Below are 19,976 nucleotides of genomic sequence, written 5' to 3'. Positions count from 1 at the left end.
CGGCCGCGAGACAGCGATGGATTTACGCTTGGTTGTCCCGCTAGAATAGGGGGCTAACCTGACCCCGCACCCTTCGCCGGATAGCGGCCGGGCTCTGACTCGGCGGCGGCCCGGAATCTGTTTAAGGAGCCCTTATGGCCGAGCAAACGACGCTCTCGATCATCAAGCCGAACGCGGTCGCAAAGAACGCAATCGGTGCCATCTGCAACCGCTTCGAGCAGGCCGGATTGCGCATCGTCGCCGCCCGGATGCTGCACATGAGCCTGGAGCAGGCAAGTGCATTCTATGCCGAGCACCAGGGCAAGCCATTCTTCGACGAGCTCGTCGGCTTCATGACATCCGGCCCTGTGTTGGTGATGGTGCTCGAGGGCGAAGACGCAATCGCGAAGAATCGTGAGCTGATGGGGGCGACCAATCCGGCCAAGGCCGAACCGGGCACCATCCGCGCCGATTTCGCCGATTCCTTCACCGAGAACGCGGTGCACGGCTCCGACGCACCCGAGACCGCCGAGCGCGAGATCGGATTCTTCTTCCCCGACGGGATCTGCCCGCGCACGCAGTGAGCGTGCGGGCGCGCCTCGCCCCGTCTCAGTCAGCGCACCGCCCCGATGGACCCGAAGCCCCACATCCCGCTGCTCGACCTCGACCGCGCAGGGTTCGAAGACCTGACCCTGGGCTGGGGCTTCGAGCCTTATCACGGGCGCAATCTGTTCCGCTGGGTCCATAAGCACGGCATCGCCGACATCGCCGCGATGACGGACCTCTCCAAGTCACTGCGTGCACGGCTCAGTGAAGAGACCTCGATCGATCTGCCGCAGCCGGCGCTCGAGCAACCCTCGGCGGACGGCACGATCAAGTGGCTATTCGAGCTCCGCGATGGCCAGCGGGTCGAGACCGTCTATATCCCCGAAGAGGACCGCAGCACCCTCTGCGTCTCGTCGCAGGTCGGCTGCGCGCTCGATTGCCACTTCTGCGCAACCGCCCGACAAGGCTTCAGCCGCAACCTGACCACCGGCGAGATCATCGGCCAGGTCTGGCATGCGACACGGGTGCTCGGCAAGCCGCCGACCAACATCGTGATGATGGGGATGGGCGAGCCGCTCGCGAATTTCGAGGCGGTGGTGCGGGCGATGGATATCATGCAGGACGACTTTGCCTATATGCTGGCGAAGACGCGCGTGACCCTCTCGACCTCCGGCATCGTCCCGAACATCTATCGGCTTGCCGAGGTCAGTCATGTCTCGCTGGCGGTATCGCTGCATGCGCCCGACAATGCGCTGCGCGACCAGATTGTTCCGATCAACCGGAAATACCCGCTCGAAGAGCTGATCCCCGCCTGTCGAGCCTATCTGCGCGGCGAGCCGCGCCGGCGCATCACCTGGGAATACGTGATGCTCAAAGACGTCAATGACAGCGATCGCCATGCCAAGGCGCTGATTCGGCTGCTCGAGGGTGTACCGTCCAAGGTCAACCTGATCCCGTTCAACCCGTTCCCGGGCAGCGGCTTCGAGACCAGCGAGCCAGATCGCATCGAGTCCTTTCGCCAGCGGCTGAAGCGCTCCGGACTGATCGCCATCACCCGCAAGACCCGCGGCGACGAGATCGCAGCAGCCTGCGGCCAGCTCGTCGGGCAGGTGCAGAACCGCCGGCGGCCTCAGGCCGAGGCATCGCCCCGCGTCGCCGTCCATACCTGATGCCCGCCATCTCGCGCCGTCACCCGACCTGGTCTCGGGGCCCGAGCGTGATCCTGGCAGCGCTCGTGCTGAACGGCTGTGCCGGTGCGCCGAGTCAGACCGAGACCGTATCCGAGGACGAAAGCCCGGCCGATCTCTATGTCGACCTGGCCGCGGAATACGTTCAGCGCGGCCAGCTCGAAACCGCGCTGGGGCGCGCGAAGCAGGCGGTCGCCGCAGACCGCGACAGCGCGCGCGCCCACTACATCCTGGCAATCGTCTACCAGCGTCTCGGCAAGACCGCCGATGCCCAGCGCGAATTCGCCGAGGCGGTGGAACGTGATCCGAGCAATCCGGACTACCGCAATGCCTGGGGCGCCGTCCTCTGCGCCGAAGGCAAGCACGAGGCCGGGCTCGCCAAGATCAAGGCCGCGCTCGCCGACCCGCTCTATCAAGGCCCCGAGGTCGCACTGATGAATGCGGCCGATTGCTCGCGTCGAGCGGGACGCACAGGCGATTTCGAGCGTTATCTGCAGCGGGCCTTGGAACGCAACCCGAAGTACCCGCCCGCCGCGCTCGAGCTCGCAAGGCTTGCTTACCAACGCGGTGATTATCAGCGCGCACGCGCCTTCATGACGCGCTATTCTCGTGTTGGCGAGACGACACCCGAGGCGCTGCTGCTCGCCGCACGCATCGAGCGCCAGCTCGGCAACCTGAAGCTGGCCCGGCTGCTTGAGCGCTCACTGCGTCAGCGCTATCCAGACTCCCCCGAGGTGATACAGCTGTGACGACGTCCGACCTGGACCAAGGACCGCAGGCCGACCAGCGCCTGGCGGGACAAGCCGATGCAGCCGAGGTACCGGACTCGCCGGGCGCAAGGCTGCGCCAGACCCGGCAAGTCAAGAAGCTCAGCGTCGACTATGTGGCCAGCTCCCTGCACCTTTCGCGTTCGGTGGTCGAGGCGATCGAGCGCGACGACTACGATCGCTTGCCGAGCGCCGTGTTCGTCGCCGGCTATATCCGCAGCTATGCCCGGCTGCTCGGGCTCGATCCAGAGCCGCTGAACCTGAGCTTCCGCCGTCTTCACCCCGGCGCCGAGGCACCGCCGCGCCAGGTTGGCCGGTCTACCGGGGGAGACGATGAGCCCGACAGCGGCCACTGGCTGCCGTACCTGCTGTTGATGGTGTTCGTTCTCGTGATCGGTGGTGGTGCCTACCTGTGGTGGACCGATCACCCGATCGTCGAGGGTATCCTTGCGGGTAATGGGACGACGCAGCCGGAGATCGGCACCTCCGCGGGTCCGAGCGAAACGCTCGAAGGCCCCATCGACCAGCCCTCGGAGCCACCTGCACAGCCCGAGCCCGGCGCACTGAGCGATCCAACCTCTGCCGCTGAGCCGACCACCGAGCGCATCCGCGAGGAGCCGACACCGAGCGGCCGCGAGCGCATCCTGAGCATGCCGCCGGAGACGACCGTCACCACCTCACCCCGCCCGGCCGGGACTCCGGACGCGACAGCCGCCTCGGAGCCGACAACCGGACAGGCCCCGGCCGGCCAGCCCCCGGCCGGCCAGCTCGACCCATCCGACGTCAGTCCGCCGCTGCCGACGCCCGAAGCGCCCGATGCGGCACTGGCCGCTTCCGATACCAGCCCGAGCGGACCGCAGACTGCCGCATCGACCGCGGAGCCTGAGCCTGAGCCTGACCGCGAGGCCGAGGACAGCGGCGCCCCGACCGACAGCGCCGACGCCGCTGCTGTTCCGGAAGCAAGCGCAGAAACCGTGGAGCTCGCATTCACCGGACCCTGCTGGGTCGATATCCGCGATGCCACCGGCGAGGTGCTGCTGTTCGGCGAGATGAGCCGCGGCGACAGCCAGGTGCTCGGCGGCGAGCCACCGTACTCGCTCGTGCTCGGCAACGCATCGGCCGTCGAGGTGACGGTCGGCGGCGAGGCTTACGACATTGGCCGCCATTCGCGCGGCAATGTCGCCCGTTTCGAGCTCGACCCCGCCGAGGTCGAGACAACCGCGGCAGCGACCGAGACGGAGTGACCTGATGGCACGGCAGACCCCCATTCGGGCGATCCGCGGGATGCATGATCTGCTGCCAGACGAGAGCGGCCGCTGGCAGCAGGTCGAAGACCGCGCCCGGGCCGTGCTCGAGGGCTACGGCTACCAGGAGATGCGCACCCCGCTGGTCGAGGTGAGCGAGCTGTTCAAGCGCTCGATCGGCGAGGTCACCGACATCGTCGAGAAGGAGATGTACAGCTTCGAGGACCGCGGCGGCGATCAGCTCAGCCTGCGGCCGGAGGGCACCGCGAGCTGCGTGCGCGCCGCGATCGAGCACGGGCTGCTCGATCAGCCCCGACGCATCTGGTACCGCGGCCCGATGTTCCGGCGCGAGCGCCCGCAGCGCGGCCGCTATCGCCAGTTCCATCAGATCGGCGTCGAGGTCTTCGGCCTGAGCGGTCCGGACATCGACCTCGAGGTGATCCTGCTCACGCGCCGGCTCTGGCAGGCGCTCGGCCTCGACGGCCTCGAGCTGGAGCTCAACAGCCTCGGCGACAGCGACGAGCGCGCCCGGTACCGCTCGCAGCTGCTCGACTATCTGCGCGCACAGGAAGCGCAGCTGGATGACGACAGCCGGCGCCGGCTCGAGACCAACCCGCTGCGGGTGCTGGACTCCAAGAATCCGGACCTCACCGAGATCATCGCCGGCGCCCCAAGCCTGCTCGACGCGCTTGGCGAGGAGTCGCGCGCCCATTTCGAGGCGCTCTGCGCCGGGCTCGAGCGCGCAGGGATCGCTTATCGGATCAACCCTCGACTGGTCCGCGGTCTCGACTACTACAACCGCACCGTCTTCGAATGGGTCACTCAATCGCTCGGCGCACAGGGTACCGTCTGTGCCGGCGGGCGTTATGACGGCCTCGTCGAGCAGCTCGGCGGACGTGCGACTCCGGCGGTCGGCTTCGCGCTCGGCCTCGAGCGGCTCATCGAGCTCAGCGCGGCGGAGCCCCTGGCGCGGGTCGATGCCTATCTGATCGCGGTCGGCGAGCAGGCCCCGGCCGCGGCGCTGCAGATCGCCGAGCGGGTCCGAGACGCCCTACCCGGTATCCGGCTCCTCTGCCACTGCGGCGGCGGCAGCTTCAAGAGCCAATTCAAGCGCGCCGACCGCAGCGGCGCCCGAGTCGCGCTCGTGCTCGGCGACGATGAGCTCAGTGCTCAGCGCATCGGGATCAAGCCGCTGCGCTCGGGCGAGGAGCAGCGTGATGTCGCGCTCAGCGAGCTGGCCGAGCGGCTCCCCCCCTTGCTATAGATTGATTGGACGCCGCTTCACCTAGCCCACCCAAGCCCTCGACGGGCTAGCCCTCTTAATCCAGATCAAGACCAACGACCACTCGGGAGAATCATGGCCGAGCTGACCACAGACGACGAAAAGGTCGAAGCCATCAAGAAATGGTGGAAGGAGAACGGAACGGCCGTCATCGCCGGCATCGTCATCGGCCTCGGCCTGGTGTTCGGCTGGCGCGCCTGGGTCAACCATCAAGAGCAGACCGGACAGCGCGCCTCGCTTGCCTTCGAGCAGATCCTGATGGCGGCAAGCTCAGGCGAGCATGAATCGGCCATCGAGCAAGCCGAGGTGCTGACCGAGGAGTTTGCGAGCAGCCCCTATGCGACATTGACCGATCTGGCCGTTGCACGCGTCCAGGTCGAGCGGGGAGACCTTCAGGGCGCCGCGGACGTCTTGCGCTCGGCGATGGAGCGTTCGCCGGCCCCGGGCCTGACGACGCTCGCCGCGTTCCGGCTCGCCCGCGTGCTGATCGCTGAGGGCGCACTCGACGAGGCGGCCGCCGTGATCGAGGACCACGACGATGGCCCGTCCTTCAGCGCCGACTTCGCCGGATTGCGCGGCGATATCGCCGCCGCCCGCGGCGAGATCAGCCGCGCACGCGCCGCCTATCAAGAGGCGATCGACGGCGGTGCCGGGCTATCGCGGCTGATCGAGCTCAAGCTGCAAGACCTCCCGGCCGAGGTCGAGCTCGGCCCCGAGAACGCTTCTTGATCGCAATGGACGCCTTCCGAGCAGCCTCACTGAAGCGCCCGGCGTGGCCGATCGCCCTGGCGCTTTGCGCCGCCCTGTTGCTGCAGGGGTGCGGCAGTCTCGGCTGGATCGGGCTCGGACGCGCCAAGGACCCGAGCCCGCCGGCTGAGCTTGCAAAGGCCAGCCCGCAGGAGGTCAGCGTCCGGACCCTGTGGAGCACCCGGATCGGCAAAGGCAATGATGGCCGCGCCCTCAATCTGCGGCCCGCCGTTACCGGTAACCGCGTCTACGCCGCCGATGCAAGCGGCCGGATCGCAGCCCTCGACCGGACAGACGGGCGCAGGCTCTGGGAGCGCAAGACCGATATCCCGTTCAGCGGCGGACCGGATGTCAGGGATGATCAGCTTGTCGTCGGGTCCTCGGACGGCGAGGTCCTGCTGCTGTCGGCGCGCGACGGCAGCCAGCGCTGGCGCGCGCAGCTCGACAGCGAGGTCCTCTCGGTCCCGCGCTTCATCGGCGATCTCGTCGTCGTCCACACCATCGACGACACCGTCTATGGGCTCGAGATCAGCGACGGCAGCGAGCGCTGGCGCTACGGCTATCAGGCCCCGATCCTGACGTTGCGCGGCAGCAGCTCCCCGGCCGCAGGCCCTGACGGGATCATCGTCGGCGTCTCCAATGGCCGCCTCGTCTATCTCGACCCAGAGCAGGGTGCGCCGATCTGGGAGGTGATCGTCTCGGCGCCGAGCGGTCGCTCCGAGCTCGAGCGGATCGCCGATATCGACACCGATCCGGTCATCGTCGGCAACCAGGTCTATGTGGCGAGCTACAACGGCGATCTCGCCGCGATCGACATCGCCAGCGGCACGGTGCTCTGGCGTCGAGAGCTGTCGGCCCATGCGGGCCTCGCCGCCGATGAGGCCGGCCTCTATATCACCGACTCGCACGACAACCTCTGGGCGGCGAGTCCGACCGATGGCGCGGGCCGCTGGAAGCAGGACGCGCTGCTCAATCGGAACCTGACCGCGCCGGCCCTCGTCGGCGATGCCTTGGTGGTCGGCGATCTCGAGGGTTATGTGCACTGGATCTCCCGGCGCGACGGGCGCCTGATCGGACGCGAGCGCGTCACCAAGGCTGCGGCGGCCTCCACGCCAGTGGTCTCGGGCAACACCGTGTACTTGCAGTTCGATAACGGCACCCTCGCCGCGCTGCGCGGCACAAGAGGCACACGCACCGCCCCGGCCGGCGGCGCACCTGAGCCGCAGCCGCTTCCGCAACAGGACTGAGCCAAGATGCTGCCGGTCATCGTCCTGGTCGGCCGGCCCAACGTCGGCAAATCGACCCTCTTCAACCGGCTGACCCGCTCCCGCGATGCCTTGGTCGCCGACTTTCCCGGGCTGACGCGCGACCGCCAATACGGCATCGGCCGAGTCGGACCCGGCCCCTATGTGGTCGTCGATACCGGCGGCATCAGCGGCGGCGACGGCGTCGAGATGCTGACCGAGAGGCAGGTACAACACGCGATCGATGAGGCCGACCATCTGCTGTTCCTGGTCGATGCCCGCGAGGGCAGCAGCAGCATCGATCTCGAGATCGCCGAGCAGCTGCGCCGCACCGGCAAGCCGCTGACCCTGGTCGCCAACAAGGTCGACCATGTCGATTGGGAGACCGCGGCCGGCGAATTCCACCTGCTCGGCGTCGGCGATCCGCACCCGATCGCGGCCACCCAAGGCCGCGGCGTCAAGGCCCTGCTGGACCAGGTCTTTGCTCGGCTCCCGAGCACCGCGGGCGCCGCTGAGGCCGAGACCGACGAAGACGAGACCGACGAAGACGAGACCACCGGCGCGGCGACCAAGATCGCCGTCGTTGGCCGGCCGAACGCCGGCAAATCGACCCTGATCAACCGGCTGCTCGGCGAGGAACGAGTCGTCGTCTTCGACAGCCCCGGCACCACCCGCGACAGCATCAGCATCCCGTTCTCGCTCGGCGAGCGCCATTATCAGCTGATCGACACCGCCGGCATGCGGCGCCGCGCCCGGATCACCGAGGCGATCGAGAAATTCAGCGTGGTCAAGACGCTGCAGGCGATCGAGGCCTGCAACGTCGCGATCCTGGTGCTCGACGCCCACACCGGGATCGGCGATCAGGACGCGACCCTGGCCGCGCATCTGGTCGACAGCGGCCGCGCCCTGGTGGTCGCGGTCAACAAATGGGACGGTCTCGATCCGACCGAACGACGCCAGATCAAGGAGGCCGTCGCGCGGCGGCTGCCGTTCCTCGACTTCGCCGAGGTCGAGTTCATCTCAGCGCTGCACGGCAGCGGGGTCGGCCTGCTGCTCGAGACCGCCGATCGCGCCTTCGAGAACGCGACCCGCACCCTGCCGACACCGATGCTGACCCGCCTGCTCGAGGATGCGGTGCAGGAGCACCCGCCACCCCTGGTGCGAGGGCGGCGGATCAAGCTGCGCTATGCCCACCAGGGCGGACGCAACCCGCCGATCATCGTCATCCATGGCAATCAGACCGGAGACCTCCCCGAGAGCTATCGCCGCTACCTGATCAACCGCTTCCGCAAGGCACTGCATCTCTTCGGCACGCCGATGCGCCTCGAGCTCAAGAGCGGCGAGAACCCCTATGCCGGGCGCCGCAACAGGCTCACGCCGCGTCAGGCCCGCAAGCGCGACCGCCTGAAGCGTTTCGTCAAACGCAAGCGCTAGTCGATACAGGCCCGAACGCCGCCGGCAGACCAGCCGCGCTCCTGCGTCCGTTCCGAAGCAACAGCAGCAGTTGACCGCTTCCACATCGGCACATCAGCGCGTCGCCACGCGCGTCAGCCGGCACTGGGCGCGGGCGCCAGATGCTCGATCAGCAGCTGCGGCATGCGCAGCCCCCGATACTCGTTGACCGCCAGCCGATAGGCCAGGTGGGCGTGCCCGCCGGCCTGTCCGCGCAGCTCGGCCAGCCCGAAGCCGATCGCCTCCAGCGGCGGCGACGCCGCGGTGCGGGCGCGCAGTTTCAGATGGCGGTCCTTGATCACCCGAACCGCCGACAGCTCGAACACCCCGTCGAACAGGGGCTCGCTGAAGCCCTTGCCCCAGGGCGCGGCAACGCGCAGGGCCTCGGCCGTCGGCAGGCTCAACAACGGGCCGGCGAGCTCACCGTCGGAGAGCAGCTCGCGCGTTGCCGGCGCATCACCGAGCGCCCGGGCGACCTCGTCGGCGAACGCGAGCTGGAACGGCGCCAGCGCGTCGCGCTGAAGGCTCAGGCCCGCGGCCATCGCGTGACCGCCGAAGCGCTCGATCAATCCCGGACAGCGCTTGTCGACCGCATCGATGCAGTCGCGCACATTCAGGCCCTCGACCGAGCGCGCCGAGCCCTTGAGCAGCCCGTCACCGCCATCGGCGAAGGCGATCACGGGCCGGTTCCAACGCTCGCGCACCCGTGCCGCGACGATCCCGACCACGCCTTGATGCCAATCCTCGGCGAATAGACAGAGCCCGGCCGGCAGGGTGCCCAGGTCGGCCCCGAGCCGCTCGATCAGCCGCTCGGCGTCGGCCCCCATCTCAGCGGTCAGCGCGCGCCGCTCGCGGTTGAGGTCATTCAGCCGCTGCGCCAGCCTCATCGCGGTCACCGGCTCATCGGCGATCAGGCATTCGATCCCGGCCGACATATCCTCGAGGCGTCCGGCGGCATTGAGCCGCGGTCCCGCCGCGAAGCCGAGATCCCGCGCCGTCGTGCGCTCGAGCACGACCCCGGCGATCTCGAGCAATGCCCGCAGCCCGGGGCGGCAGCGTCCGGCCCGGATGCGGCGCAGGCCCTGCTCGACCAGGATGCGGTTGTTTTCGTCGAGGGTCACGACATCGGCGACCGTCCCCAAGGCGACCAGATCCAGCAGTTCCGCCAGATTCGGCTCCGTCCGGCCGCCCTGGAACCAACCGCGACGGCGCAACTCCGCGCGCACGGCCACCAGCAGGTAGAAGACGACCCCGACGCCGGCCAGGTGCTTGCTCGGGAAGCCGCAGGCAGGCTGGTTGGGATTGAGTATCGCTACGGCCGCAGGCAGCTCCGCGCCCGGCAGGTGGTGATCGGTGACCAGCACCGGGATGCCGAGCGCTGTGGCGCGCTCGATGCCGGTATGACTGGCGATGCCGTTGTCCACCGTGATCAGCAGGTCCGGCCTGCGCTCGGCCGCCGCCTCGACCACCGCCGGGCTCAGCCCGTAGCCATGCGCAAACCGGCTCGGCACCAGGAAGTCGACGCCTGTCGCGCCCAGGCCGCGCAAACCGAGGAGTGCAACCGCGGTCCCAGTCGCACCATCAGCGTCGAAATCGCCGACCACGACGAAGCGCCCGCCGCAGCCGATCTGATCCGCGATCAGCGCGGCCGCCTCATCGATCCCGTGGAGCGCCTCGACCGGATGGAGCGCACCAAGGCCAGCCGTTGCAACCCCGTTCACGCCGCGGTTGGCATAGACGCAGCGCAACAGGGCCTCGACACTGGTCAGCGGTGCACCCGAATCGGATGACTTGCGCAGGATACGGACCGGCGGTTGCTCGGTGAGACTGGACCTGGATGCAGAGGACGACAGAGGCATGCGCGCAGATTAGCATGCAGCCGCTACCGCCTTCGGCCCGCCAGCAGCCGATATCCTGTGCTGAGGCAAGCATCTGCTTGGAAGTAGCCGAAGCCGAGACCATCTCCGGTCGATGTCCATTCTCCGTTCTGCCGCGCTGAGCTTCATTGGTTTGGCCTCACTGATCGGCTGCTCCGGTCTGTTTCACCGTGGCGAGCCCATATCGACTCCAGCGGCCGCCTCGATCCATCTCGAACCGACCGCCGGTACGCTCCGTTCAGCGACCGGCTGCAGGCTCGACTTTCGACTGTACAAGCCCAACGAACACCCCGCTCACGACAGCCCCGTCGTCTCTTCCACTCTGGAACCCCGAAAGCCGGGACGAAAGCCGGCATTAGTGATCCTTGGACATGGTTTTCTGCGCTCGCAGGAGCGAATGAGCGGGCTGGCCAAGGCCTTGGCAACGCAAGGCATCCCGGTCGCAACACTGGACTTCTGCAATATGCGCCCCTGGGATGGCCGCCACCAACAGAACGGGCTCGACATGATCGCGCTCGCCGAGCATCTAAAGGTACGCGTCGGCGCAGGGCAGATCGTCTACAGCGGCTTCTCCGCCGGCGGCCTGGCGGCGCTGGTCGCCGCACGCAACGATCCGAACGCTATCGGCGCCGTCACGCTCGACCTGGTCGACGCTCAGGGCATCGGCCTCCGTGCCGTTCGCGAGCTCGACAAGCCACTGCTCGGTCTCGCCGGCGAGCCGACCAACTGCAACGCCGGCAACAATGCGCGCGCCGTCTTCGCAGCCAGTGACGATGCCAGGGTCCAACCGATCCCCGGTGCCGGCCACTGCGACTTCGAGGCACCGACCGATGCCCTCTGCGAGCTCCTCTGTGAGGACCCGGACCAGGCCCAGCCGACTCGCACTGCAGCCCTACGGGAACAGATCATCGCCACCGCTACCGATGCTATCGAGTCGATGATCGAAGACGAGCCTTCTCGCCCCGAGACAGCGGGGTAACCTCGGTCACCAGCAGCGGGTTCTGCATCAGACGATGCGATCGCGCATCGAGGCCGCTTCTGACCTAAGGCGATTTCTGTCAAAGCTCATACCGCCTTGCTGGTCTTTTCGCTCGCCTTCTTCGTCGCGCCGCCGGTCACATAGCCCGGCTATGCTCCCGGCGACGCTCCTCGAAGGCAAACGAAAATCCTGCGCAATTCGGTACGAGCTTTTCCGGCAATCGCCTTACGCATACGCATCCAATGCTTGACGGCGGTAAAAAGAAGGCTTGGGTTCTGCAGCCGCCACCCGAGTGATTCGACCGCCATCGAGCTATGTCCGCCATGTCCGAACGACCCGCCTCAAACCCCGCCTCAAATCTAGATGACCTCGATCCGGAGCTATTCGGCGACGGCCCCTCGAAGGGCCTGCGCGAGCCGACGCTCCTGAGCCAGGAGGCGCGCCTCGCCGGACGCCCGAAGCTCTGCAGTGATCGCGGCCTTTGCGACAGCTTCCTAAAGCCGGAGATGGCGCGCGCCTGCGTGTTCGTGCGCAATCAAACCGAGACCATCGAGCAGCGCCTGTTCGGCCGCAACCGCCACGACGGCGACGAGCTGCGCTTCGGCGTCTACCGCCAGATGCAGATCGCGCGGATGCAGCCGCCGGTCTCCGGCGCGCAATGGTCCGGGATCGTCACCAGTCTTGCCGCAAGGCTGCTCGAGCGCGGCGAGGTCGAGGCCGTGATCACCGCCGCGAGCGGGCGGCGATCGCAACCGCGGCATGCCGCGCTATCTGCAGATGCTGGCCAAGCCGCCGGGCAAGCCGCCGAAGCCGATCCGCCGGCTGATCGCCTGGCTACAGCGCACCCGCGGCCCGCGCGGACTGGAGTTCGCGCGGGCGATCATCGAGATGAAGCTATTCCGGAACCTGCAGCATGTGCGCGATCGCTTCGGTCGCTTCGAGTCACGCATCGTGCCGGCGCACGTCTATCGCGCCCTTGCGCCCTATGCCGCCGAGTACGAGCAGACCTTCGGACCCCCATTTGAGCCGGCACGCGCCGATGACAGGGCTCCCGCCGATGCCGGGCGCGGCGGCGGGTGATGGTCGAGGCCGCCCGCCATGGGCAATGCGTCCCTCGATCATCCCTGGCCGAGCAGAGAGGTCAGGCGGTCGATCTCCTGCTTTGCCTGGACCTGATTGGTCACGTCGTACTGGACGCCCAGGTAGTAGATCACCTCGCCATCCGGGTCGAGCAACGGGCGGATACTCAAGCGGTTGTAGAACAGACTGCCATCCTTGCGATAATTGCGCAGCGTGACCTCGACCGGCCGCTGCTCGGTGAGCGCAGCGCGAATCTCGGCGAGCTCTGGCTGGTCGTGATCGTCGCCTTGTAGGAAACGGCAGTTGCGACCGATGATCTCGTCCTGACTGTACCCGGTCATGCGCTCGAACACGTCGTTCGCATAGACGATCGGGTTGTCCGGCAGGTCGGGGTCCGAGAGCGTGACGCCGTTGACACAATGATCCAGGATCTGTGAGAGCACCAGTGGGATCATGCCTGGGTCTTTCTCTGCCACGAAGCTCATGCGATTCTCCTCTCACACTCGACGAGTGATACGGCGGTCTGATGTCACGCGGCGGCCGGCTCCTCGTCCGCTTCGATCAGCCGCTTTAGATTATGGACCGTGCGCCTGGCCCCATCCTGAATGGCATGGCGGATCAACTTCTCGAACGGGCGCATCATCAGATCCAACCGCCTCAGCTCGAAGGTGAAGACCAGACGCGTACGGTCGCCATGATGCGGCGCAACCCGATAGTCGACCCGAAAATCAGGCGAGTTGCTCTCGAAGGTCAGCCTCTGAGATGGCTCCATGTGGGTGATGCGAAACACCGACTCGGTACGACGCCCCTGGTCGACCCGCACCTGCCGCGCCTTGCTGCCGACCCGCAATGGCCCCTGGGTCTGGATCTGGAGCTCCTTGACCTCGGGCGACCAGCGCGGATAGTTGCGTTCGAATTCCTCCGCAATGAAGCGGTAAACCGATTCCGGAGATCGCTCGATCTCGATACTGGCTTGCGCCTTGACCACATCGCACCCCCGTTGATCAGTCTCGGTTTCTGCGCGTTGCGACCCCCAAATCAGCGACGAGGTTCCGTCAACCCCGCATCGCGCTGATGTTTCCGCCAACACGCCTTGACCGACATTGACGATTGCCCGCATGAACGATCACGCCCCAATCTCGGCAGAAACCGCGAATCCTGACCAGCGAGACCGCTCACCGCTTAACAGCCTATACGATCTCGTCACCGGCGACGAGGACGCGCGAGTCTGCAAGGACATCCCGAGCGAGTCCTGCAACGACCAGCCGCGCAATTTCTTCACCTATCTGAGCGCGAACCTGCTGACCAAGGTCGCCGACGAGCTCGCCAGCGCCAAGCTGATCCTACCCTGGCTGATCGGCTGGCTTGGCGCGCCGGCCTTGTTGGTCGGCCTGCTGGTACCGATCCGCGAGGCCGGCGTGCTGGTCCCGCAGCTAGCGGTCGCCGCCTACATCCGCCGCTTGCCGCTGCGCAAGGGCGTCTGGATCATCGGCTCGCTGGCCTCGGCCGCCGCATTGGCGCTGATGGCGTGGGTGGCCGCAACCCTGAGTGGCGCCGTGGCCGGCTGGGTGGTGGTCGGGCTGTTGGTGGTGTTCAGTCTCGCGCGCGGGCTGTGCTCGGTCTCGGCCAAGGACGTGCTCGGCAAGACCGTCTCGAAGTCACGACGCGGGAATCTGATGGGGCTCTCGGCCGGGATCGCCGGTGCGCTGATCCTCGGGCTTGGTCTGCTCCTGAAGCTGATCGACGACAGCCGCACCGATGCGCTGTTGTTCGTTGTGCTGCTCGGCGGCGCGGCCATGCTGTTCGCGCTCGCCGCCGGCGTCTTCACGCTGATCCGCGAGCAGCCCGGCGCCACCGAGGGCGGCGGCAACGCGCTCACGGCGGCCATCGAGAGCATCGGCCTGCTGCGCACCGATGCCCTCTTCCGCCGCTTCGTGCTGGTGCGGATCGCGCTGCTCAGCGTCGCCCTCGCGCCGCCCTTCTATGTGCTGCTCGCGCAGCAGGCGAGCGGCAGCGACCTCGGCGCCCTCGGCCTGCTGATCATTGCCAGCGGTCTCGCCAGCACCCTCAGCGCCCCGGTCTGGGGTCGGCTCAGCGACCGCTCGGCACGGCTAGTGATGGTGCTCGCGGCCGCCGGGGCCGGCCTGCTCGGGCTGATCACCTGGGCGTTGATCGAGTTCCAGGCCCCGCTGCTCGGCGGCTACGGCTTCGCCCTGCTGTTCTTGCTGCTCGGCGTCGCCCATGCCGGTGTGCGCCTCGGCCGCAAGGTCTATCTGGTCGACATGGCCAGCAGCGAGACGCGCGCAGCGATGGTCGCGGTCAGCAATACCGTCATCGGCGTCGTGATGCTGCTCGGCGGGCTTGTCGGCGTGCTCGGCGATCTCTACGGCACCGCGTTCGTCATCCTGGTGCTCGGCCTCGCCGCGCTCGGCGCTGTGGTCTCTGCGCTGCGTTTGAAAGAGGTCTCGGAGCCGGAGTGATCGGGGTAAGAACACCGTGAGATCCCATCCCAGCCGAGATCGATTTGGCAGGCCTTCAGCTGCAACCGCATGGTGTGCATCCAATGCGAGGCCAATGCAAGCCTGCCGATCGCGCTTAGTCAGGCGCAAGCCTTGACGATTCTGCGTCGCCACCGGGCTTGCGCCGCTGCCAAAGGGCCGGCATAGTGCATCGCAAATGCAACGCACTGGGGACAGCGATGAAAACAGCCACGATTCCTTCCCTGCGGGTTGAGCCGGAACTGCGGCATTCCGTGGAAAGCGTCTTGGAGGAAGGGGAAACCCTGTCGGGCTTCGTCGAGCAGGCCATTCGTCAGAGCGTGGCCTATCGTCAGGCTGAACAAGCGTTTATCGAACGCGGGTTGAGGGCGCGTGATCAGGCTCGGCAGACCGGACGCTATGTCGAGGCGTCCGCGGTGGTCGAGCAGCTCCAATCCATGCTTGATGCGCACAAGTCTGGAACTGCCGATCGATGACCTATCGCGTCCGCTTCACTCCGGGAGCGGAGGACGATCTGCTCAGGCTGTACGCGTTCATGCTCGAGCGGGATGCCACGGATTGGGCGCTGGCCGAGCGGGCGCTGGCAGCCATTCGCGCTGCGATGGTCACACTGGAGCAGTTTCCATTTACTTGTCGCAAGGTGTCGATCGACTCGCCGTTTCTCCGTGAACTACTGATCCCATTTGGCGCCTCCGGCTATGTGGCCCTGTTTGAGATCGAGGATGCCGAGACGGTCACCATACTGGCCGTGCGCCACCAGCGCGAGAGCGATTACCATTGATCAGGCGGCCCCAGCAGGAGCAGGTGAAGTACGGCGTTGTCACTGACTATGCCCAGCTGATGGATGTGGTGGGTCTTGCTGCCCGCTAACATCGGCGCGGTCAACGATCTGAACCCCTGACGCTGCAGCCTCGCGCTGCAGCAGCCAGGCGTACGCGCTCCCGCTCAAGAACAGCCGTGCGCATCCGTCAAGCCTTCAGCCGGCGAAGACGCGAACTGGCCAGCAGGCGGCGCAACGCGCGGGCGCCCCCTCCGGACGCTACGCCCTGCCTCAGAACACCGCGTGCGAGCGGTGCACGTATTTGGTCAGCTCGACGTACTGCGCATTCATCCGGCGCAGGATGTCTTGGCTGACATGGATGATGTTGCACATCACCCGGTAGACCAGCCAGGGGTCCTTGTCGAGCAGGGTCTCGAAGGCCTCGCGCTCGAGGCTGCAGACCTGGGTTCGGCCCAGCGAGCGCAGGGTGGCGGTATGCGGCTGGCCGCTGATGAAGCCCATCTCACCGGCGAGGTCGCCGGTACGCAGCACATGGATGGTGGTGAACTCGCCCTTGCCGAGATCGCGCGTCACGGCGATTGCCCCCTCGGCGATGATGTGCAGGGCGTGCTCGACGTTGCCCTCGGTGATCAAGACCTCCTGGTCGGCGAGCTGCCGGCAAAAGGCGATACCCGCCAATGCATGAACCTGGTCGTCGGTCAGGCCCGTGGTCAGCGGCGAATGGCGGAGGTAATGGAAGTCGCTTTCTTGGCTCATCGATGCGGTCCTCGATTCAGAAACACCTGCTGTGCGCGGCGGCCGACCTCGGGCGCATGCTGAGCGGGCAGCGACGGCCGAGGGCTGGGTTCCCGCGCATTCTAGCCGGTCAAGGCCCGGCAAATAAGAGGTGCAGGACGATCTCATCGTCCGGCCGGGCCGCACTGATCCCCCTCGGGCTTACCCTCGGGCTTATTGGACAGCCGCGCTTGATCAGACGCGCTCTAGCTGCGCGCGAGGAAGTAACGCAGCAATGCGGTGGTGGAGGTGTCGTGCGGTTCGGTGACCTCCCCCGCCTCGAGTTCGCCGATGATCACGTTGGCGAGCTTCTTACCGAGCTCGACGCCCCACTGGTCGAAGGAGTTGATGCCCCAGATAACGCCTTGGGTGAAGATCTTGTGCTCGTAGAGCGCGATCAGCGCACCCAGACTCTCCGGGGTGAGCTGCTCGAGCAGGATCGTGCTGGTCGGCCGGTTGCCGTCGAACTGCCGATGCGGCGCCAACCGCTCCGCCTCGGCCTCGGCGTGCCCGGCCGCGAGCATCTCGGCCCTGGCCTCCTCAAGCGTGCGACCGCGCATCAGTGCCTCAGTCTGCGCGAAACAGTTCGCCATCAGCAGGCTGTGATGGTTGCCGATCGGATTATGACTGCGAATCGGGGCAATGAAGTCGCACGGGATCAGCTCAGTCCCCTGATGGATGAGCTGATAGAACGCGTGCTGCCCGTCGGTGCCGGGCTCGCCCCAAACCACCGGGCCAGTGCTGTAATCGACGGCCATACCGTCACGGGTGACATGCTTGCCGTTGCTCTCCATGTCGCCTTGCTGGAGGTAGGCCGGGAAGTATTTCAGAGACTGGTCATAGGGCAGGATCGCATGGGTCTTGGCGCCGGCGAAATCGATGTACCAGACCCCGAGGAGGGCCAGGATCACCGGCAGGTTCTGCTCCAGCGGTGCTGAGCGGAAATGCTGGTCCATCGCATGCGCGCCGGCCAATAGCTCGGCAAACCGATCGAACCCGATCGCGATCGCGATCGGCAGCCCGATCGCCGACCAAAGCGAATAGCGGCCGCCGACCCAGTCCCAGAACTCGAACATCTGATCGGTGTCGATGCCGAATTCGGCGACCTTTTCACTATTGGTCGAGACCGCGACGAAGTGGTTGCGCACCGCCTTCTCGTCACCGAGCGCATCGACCAGCCAACGCCGTGCGCTCTGGGCGTTGGTCATGGTCTCGAGCGTGGTAAAGGTCTTGGAGGCGACGATGAACAGCGTCGTCTCCGGATTCAGACCGCGAACCGTCTCAGCGAGATGGGTCCCGTCGACATTGGAGACGAAGTGCGGACGAAGCTGCTCGGCTTGATAGGGGCGCAATGCCTCGCAGACCATCTTGGGTCCCAGGTTGGAGCCGCCGATGCCGATGTTGACGACATCGGTGATCGCCTTGCCGGTGTGCCCCTTCCATTCCCCCGAGCGGACACGGTCGCTGAAGTCCTGCATTCGGGTCAGCACGGCCTCGATGGCCGGCATCACGTCCTCGCCGTCCACGTCGAGGTGCTCGCCGGCCGGGCTGCGCAGCGCGGTATGCAGCACCGCGCGATCCTCGGTGACATTGATGTGCTCACCGCTGAGCATCCGTTCACGCCACTGCTCAAGCCCCACCGCCCGAGCCAGATCGAACAGCAACCTCAGCGTCTCATCGGTGACGCGGTGCTTCGAGAAGTCGAGATGCAGCCCAGCCGCGTCGATGGTCATCCGTGCGGCACGGCTGGGATCATCGGCGAACAGGTCGCGCATATGGACCGCGCGCAGCTGCTGCCAATGCCCCTCGAGGGCTCGCCATTCAGGGGTGGTATGAACACTTGCCATGAGGCCGGATCTCACTCAGCCGGGGTGGAAAACCACGGGATTGTACGCGACGACCCGCCGCAATGCCGCCCCCTTCCATCGCTCATTGCATCAGCATACAGAGCGGCAATCATTCGTCGAGGTCGTTGCGCCAGTCCTGGTCCTCCTTGTCGAACAAACGGCCCGCCTCTGCCGGCCCCCAAGACCCGGCCGGATAAGTATGGATGTAGTGGCGCTCGGTGGCCCAGAGCTTGAGCACCGGGTCGACGATACGCCAGGCGTAGTTGACCTCATCGTAACGTAGGAACAGCGAATGATCGCCTTCGAGGATATCGAGCAGCAGCGCCTCGTAGGCGTCGATCTGCTCGCTGCCGATGAAACAGGTGCTGGCATCGAGCCGCTCGGTCACGCTGCGCATCTCGAGCCCGGCTTCTTTGACCTGGAGCTCCATTCGGATGCATTCCCTGGGTTGAATATTGATCAGCAGCCAGTTCGGCTTGAGCTGCTCGATCGGGGTATCGTGGAAGAGCTGCTGCGGCGGATGGCGAAAGCGGATGCTGATCAGTGAGTTGGTCTCGCCCAGCCGCTTGCCGGTGCGCAGGTAGAAGGGGACGTTGCGCCAGCGCCAGTTGTCGATGTAGAGCTTGAGCGCGGCATAGGTCTCGGTGGCGCTCTGCGGATCGATACCGGGCTCGTCCAAATAGCCGGGCACCGGCTCGCCATCGACCTCGCCGGCCCGGTACTGCGCGCGGAAGGCATGGGCGTGAACCGCCTGCCGGCTGATCGGGCGGATCGAGCGCAGCACCTTGACCTTCTCGTCGCGCAGGGCCTCGGCATCGAGGCTCGGCGGCGGCTCCATCGCGACGAGCGTAAGCATCTGCAGCAGATGACTCTGGATCATGTCCCGAAGGGCTCCGACCCCATCGTAAAACCCAGCGCGGCTGCCGATCCCGCGGCCTTCCGCATGGGTGATCTGGACGTGATCGATATAGTTCCGATTCCAGAGCGGTTCGAGAAAGAGGTTGGCGAACCGGAAGACCAGCAGGTTCTGCACCGTGCTCTTACCGAGGTAGTGATCGATCCGGTAGATCTGTTCCTCGTCGAAGTGGCGGCGCAGCTGTCGATCGAGGATTTCGGCGCTCTCTAGGTCATAGCCGAATGGCTTCTCGACGACGAGCCGGGACCAGCCATCGTCTTGCTGGTTCAGGCCCTGCGCGGCGAGCCCATCGACCGTCGGCTGATACTGCGCCGGCGCGATCGCGAGGTAGAAGATCAGATTGCGCGGAAACCCTTCATCCCCGCGCAAACGCTGCGCCAATCGTTCATATCCGGCCTCGTCGCTGAGGTCGCCTTCAACGAAGTAGAGCCGCTCGAGCAAGCGCCCTAGGGCCGGTTCATCGAGCGCACCACGGGCAGACTGCTCCACCCAGCCGCGCACCTCGTCGCGCCAACGCGCGTCGCTCCAGTCACGCCGACCGAAGCCCAGGATGCGAACCGATGGGGGCAGATGACCGGCGAGCTCGAGGTGATAGAGCGCCGGCAGCAGCTTGATCTGAGCGAGATTGCCAGTCGAACCGAAGATCACCAGCGTACAGGGTTCCTTCATTGGGTATCCCTCCGGAAAACAGAATTTGTGCTAGCTTCAGTTGGAGAGTCTTGCCGGCGTCACAAGATCCGCTGTGCAGGTCTTGACTGCATCCCATGTTGATTTCG

Annotated in this window: 20 protein-coding genes; 13 read left to right on the top strand and 7 right to left on the bottom strand. The window is 66.4% G+C overall.

Annotation, left to right across the window (positions count from 1 at the left end; translation table 11 throughout):
• Window positions 1–134: 134 nt before the first annotated feature.
• The 8 genes from ndk (at window position 135) to der (ending at window position 8,430) form a co-directional block, all read left to right on the top strand.
• Entirely contained in the window at window positions 135–563 is a 429-nt protein-coding gene (gene ndk, locus CKO40_RS00330; RefSeq protein WP_200343651.1) for a nucleoside-diphosphate kinase, read from the top strand.
• A 45-nt stretch (window positions 564–608) separates the two neighbouring features.
• Entirely contained in the window at window positions 609–1,694 is a 1,086-nt protein-coding gene (gene rlmN, locus CKO40_RS00325; RefSeq protein WP_200343650.1) for a dual-specificity RNA methyltransferase RlmN, read from the top strand.
• Complete coding sequence (gene pilW, locus CKO40_RS00320) at window positions 1,694–2,461, top strand: type IV pilus biogenesis/stability protein PilW (RefSeq protein ID WP_200343649.1); 768 nt, start codon at window positions 1,694–1,696, stop codon at window positions 2,459–2,461. Before rlmN ends, pilW begins: the two co-directional genes overlap by 1 nt.
• Complete coding sequence (locus tag CKO40_RS00315) at window positions 2,458–3,723, top strand: RodZ domain-containing protein (protein ID WP_200343648.1); 1,266 nt, start codon at window positions 2,458–2,460, stop codon at window positions 3,721–3,723. The genes pilW and CKO40_RS00315 overlap by 4 nt, the downstream gene beginning before the upstream one ends.
• 4 nt (window positions 3,724–3,727) lie before the next feature.
• Window positions 3,728–4,987, top strand: coding sequence for a histidine--tRNA ligase (gene hisS / locus CKO40_RS00310; protein ID WP_200343646.1), 1,260 nt, complete (start codon window positions 3,728–3,730; stop codon window positions 4,985–4,987).
• A gap of 93 nt (window positions 4,988–5,080) precedes the next feature.
• On the top strand, window positions 5,081–5,734 hold the full coding sequence (locus CKO40_RS00305; protein WP_200343644.1) for a YfgM family protein: 654 nt from the start codon (window positions 5,081–5,083) through the stop codon (window positions 5,732–5,734).
• 5 nt (window positions 5,735–5,739) lie between these two features.
• A complete protein-coding gene (gene bamB / locus CKO40_RS00300) occupies window positions 5,740–6,999 on the top strand; it encodes an outer membrane protein assembly factor BamB (RefSeq protein ID WP_200343642.1) in 1,260 nt (419 codons plus the stop codon).
• 6 nt (window positions 7,000–7,005) lie between these two features.
• Window positions 7,006–8,430, top strand: coding sequence for a ribosome biogenesis GTPase Der (gene der / locus CKO40_RS00295; RefSeq protein WP_200343640.1), 1,425 nt, complete (start codon window positions 7,006–7,008; stop codon window positions 8,428–8,430).
• A gap of 113 nt (window positions 8,431–8,543) precedes the next feature.
• Here der and recJ read toward each other — a convergent pair whose 3' ends face one another.
• Window positions 8,544–10,307, bottom strand: coding sequence for a single-stranded-DNA-specific exonuclease RecJ (recJ, locus tag CKO40_RS00290; RefSeq protein WP_200343638.1), 1,764 nt, complete (start codon window positions 10,305–10,307; stop codon window positions 8,544–8,546).
• A gap of 415 nt (window positions 10,308–10,722) precedes the next feature.
• On the opposite strand from recJ, the gene CKO40_RS00285 reads away from it, so the two are divergent.
• Complete coding sequence (locus tag CKO40_RS00285; RefSeq protein ID WP_207173296.1) at window positions 10,723–11,304, top strand: alpha/beta hydrolase; 582 nt, start codon at window positions 10,723–10,725, stop codon at window positions 11,302–11,304.
• A gap of 494 nt (window positions 11,305–11,798) precedes the next feature.
• On the opposite strand, the gene CKO40_RS25050 is transcribed toward CKO40_RS00285, so the two are convergent.
• The gene (locus tag CKO40_RS25050; RefSeq protein WP_338074092.1) at window positions 11,799–12,065 is read right to left on the bottom strand and encodes a hypothetical protein; all 267 of its coding nucleotides are present in this window, start codon (window positions 12,063–12,065) and stop codon (window positions 11,799–11,801) included.
• On the opposite strand from CKO40_RS25050, the gene CKO40_RS25045 reads away from it, so the two are divergent.
• Window positions 11,973–12,329, top strand: a complete 357-nt coding sequence (locus CKO40_RS25045; RefSeq protein ID WP_338074090.1) for a coenzyme F420 hydrogenase/dehydrogenase beta subunit N-terminal domain-containing protein — start codon at window positions 11,973–11,975, stop codon at window positions 12,327–12,329. The two genes, CKO40_RS25050 and CKO40_RS25045, sit on opposite strands and share 93 nt — an antisense overlap.
• 93 nt (window positions 12,330–12,422) lie before the next feature.
• On the opposite strand, the gene CKO40_RS00275 is transcribed toward CKO40_RS25045, so the two are convergent.
• Window positions 12,423–12,869, bottom strand: coding sequence for a PAS domain-containing protein (locus tag CKO40_RS00275; RefSeq protein WP_200343634.1), 447 nt, complete (start codon window positions 12,867–12,869; stop codon window positions 12,423–12,425).
• A 44-nt stretch (window positions 12,870–12,913) separates the two neighbouring features.
• Entirely contained in the window at window positions 12,914–13,372 is a 459-nt protein-coding gene (locus CKO40_RS00270; RefSeq protein WP_200343632.1) for an SRPBCC family protein, read from the bottom strand.
• A 130-nt stretch (window positions 13,373–13,502) separates the two neighbouring features.
• On the opposite strand from CKO40_RS00270, the gene CKO40_RS00265 reads away from it, so the two are divergent.
• The 3 genes from CKO40_RS00265 to CKO40_RS00255 all read left to right on the top strand — a co-directional run bounded on the left by CKO40_RS00265 (window position 13,503) and on the right by CKO40_RS00255 (window position 15,663).
• Window positions 13,503–14,864, top strand: coding sequence for an MFS transporter (locus tag CKO40_RS00265; RefSeq protein ID WP_200343630.1), 1,362 nt, complete (start codon window positions 13,503–13,505; stop codon window positions 14,862–14,864).
• A 218-nt stretch (window positions 14,865–15,082) separates the two neighbouring features.
• A complete protein-coding gene (locus CKO40_RS00260) occupies window positions 15,083–15,358 on the top strand; it encodes a YlcI/YnfO family protein (RefSeq protein WP_200343628.1) in 276 nt (91 codons plus the stop codon).
• Complete coding sequence (locus tag CKO40_RS00255) at window positions 15,355–15,663, top strand: type II toxin-antitoxin system RelE/ParE family toxin (protein WP_200343626.1); 309 nt, start codon at window positions 15,355–15,357, stop codon at window positions 15,661–15,663. Before CKO40_RS00260 ends, CKO40_RS00255 begins: the two co-directional genes overlap by 4 nt.
• 270 nt (window positions 15,664–15,933) lie before the next feature.
• Here the strand turns inward: CKO40_RS00255 and CKO40_RS00250 are convergent, their stop codons facing one another.
• The 3 genes from CKO40_RS00250 to zwf form a co-directional block, all read right to left on the bottom strand.
• Complete coding sequence (locus tag CKO40_RS00250) at window positions 15,934–16,419, bottom strand: cyclic nucleotide-binding domain-containing protein (RefSeq protein ID WP_200343624.1); 486 nt, start codon at window positions 16,417–16,419, stop codon at window positions 15,934–15,936.
• Window positions 16,420–16,643: 224 nt separating this feature from the next.
• Window positions 16,644–18,284, bottom strand: coding sequence for a glucose-6-phosphate isomerase (gene pgi / locus CKO40_RS00245; RefSeq protein WP_200343622.1), 1,641 nt, complete (start codon window positions 18,282–18,284; stop codon window positions 16,644–16,646).
• A 109-nt stretch (window positions 18,285–18,393) separates the two neighbouring features.
• Window positions 18,394–19,869 carry a glucose-6-phosphate dehydrogenase gene (zwf, locus tag CKO40_RS00240; protein WP_200343620.1) on the bottom strand — a complete coding sequence of 492 codons (1,476 nt, stop codon included), beginning with the start codon at window positions 19,867–19,869 and terminating at the stop codon, window positions 18,394–18,396.
• Between the last annotated feature and the right edge of the window lie 107 nt (window positions 19,870–19,976).

The sequence above is a fragment of the Halochromatium glycolicum genome, assembly GCF_016584085.1.
Classification (GTDB): Bacteria; Pseudomonadota; Gammaproteobacteria; order Chromatiales; family Chromatiaceae; genus Lamprobacter; species Lamprobacter glycolicus.
This window is presented reverse-complemented; position numbering and strand designations above follow the sequence as displayed.

Bases quoted from the DNA above. Each gene is read 5' to 3' on its own strand.
- ndk (WP_200343651.1), top strand. From the start codon at position 135: ATGGCCGAGCAAACGACGCTCTCGATCATCAAGCCGAACGCGGTCGCA.
- rlmN (WP_200343650.1), top strand. From the start codon at position 609: ATGGACCCGAAGCCCCACATCCCGCTGCTCGACCTCGACCGCGCAGGG.
- pilW (WP_200343649.1), top strand. From the start codon at position 1,694: ATGCCCGCCATCTCGCGCCGTCACCCGACCTGGTCTCGGGGCCCGAGC.
- hisS (WP_200343646.1), top strand. From the start codon at position 3,728: ATGGCACGGCAGACCCCCATTCGGGCGATCCGCGGGATGCATGATCTG.
- CKO40_RS00305 (WP_200343644.1), top strand. From the start codon at position 5,081: ATGGCCGAGCTGACCACAGACGACGAAAAGGTCGAAGCCATCAAGAAA.
- bamB (WP_200343642.1), top strand. From the start codon at position 5,740: ATGGACGCCTTCCGAGCAGCCTCACTGAAGCGCCCGGCGTGGCCGATC.
- der (WP_200343640.1), top strand. From the start codon at position 7,006: ATGCTGCCGGTCATCGTCCTGGTCGGCCGGCCCAACGTCGGCAAATCG.
- recJ (WP_200343638.1), bottom strand. From the start codon at position 10,307: ATGCCTCTGTCGTCCTCTGCATCCAGGTCCAGTCTCACCGAGCAACCG.
- CKO40_RS00285 (WP_207173296.1), top strand. From the start codon at position 10,723: ATGAGCGGGCTGGCCAAGGCCTTGGCAACGCAAGGCATCCCGGTCGCA.
- CKO40_RS25050 (WP_338074092.1), bottom strand. From the start codon at position 12,065: ATGCCGCGGTTGCGATCGCCGCCCGCTCGCGGCGGTGATCACGGCCTC.
- CKO40_RS00275 (WP_200343634.1), bottom strand. From the start codon at position 12,869: ATGAGCTTCGTGGCAGAGAAAGACCCAGGCATGATCCCACTGGTGCTC.
- CKO40_RS00265 (WP_200343630.1), top strand. From the start codon at position 13,503: ATGAACGATCACGCCCCAATCTCGGCAGAAACCGCGAATCCTGACCAG.
- CKO40_RS00260 (WP_200343628.1), top strand. From the start codon at position 15,083: ATGAAAACAGCCACGATTCCTTCCCTGCGGGTTGAGCCGGAACTGCGG.
- CKO40_RS00255 (WP_200343626.1), top strand. From the start codon at position 15,355: ATGACCTATCGCGTCCGCTTCACTCCGGGAGCGGAGGACGATCTGCTC.
- CKO40_RS00250 (WP_200343624.1), bottom strand. From the start codon at position 16,419: ATGAGCCAAGAAAGCGACTTCCATTACCTCCGCCATTCGCCGCTGACC.
- pgi (WP_200343622.1), bottom strand. From the start codon at position 18,284: ATGGCAAGTGTTCATACCACCCCTGAATGGCGAGCCCTCGAGGGGCAT.
- zwf (WP_200343620.1), bottom strand. From the start codon at position 19,869: ATGAAGGAACCCTGTACGCTGGTGATCTTCGGTTCGACTGGCAATCTC.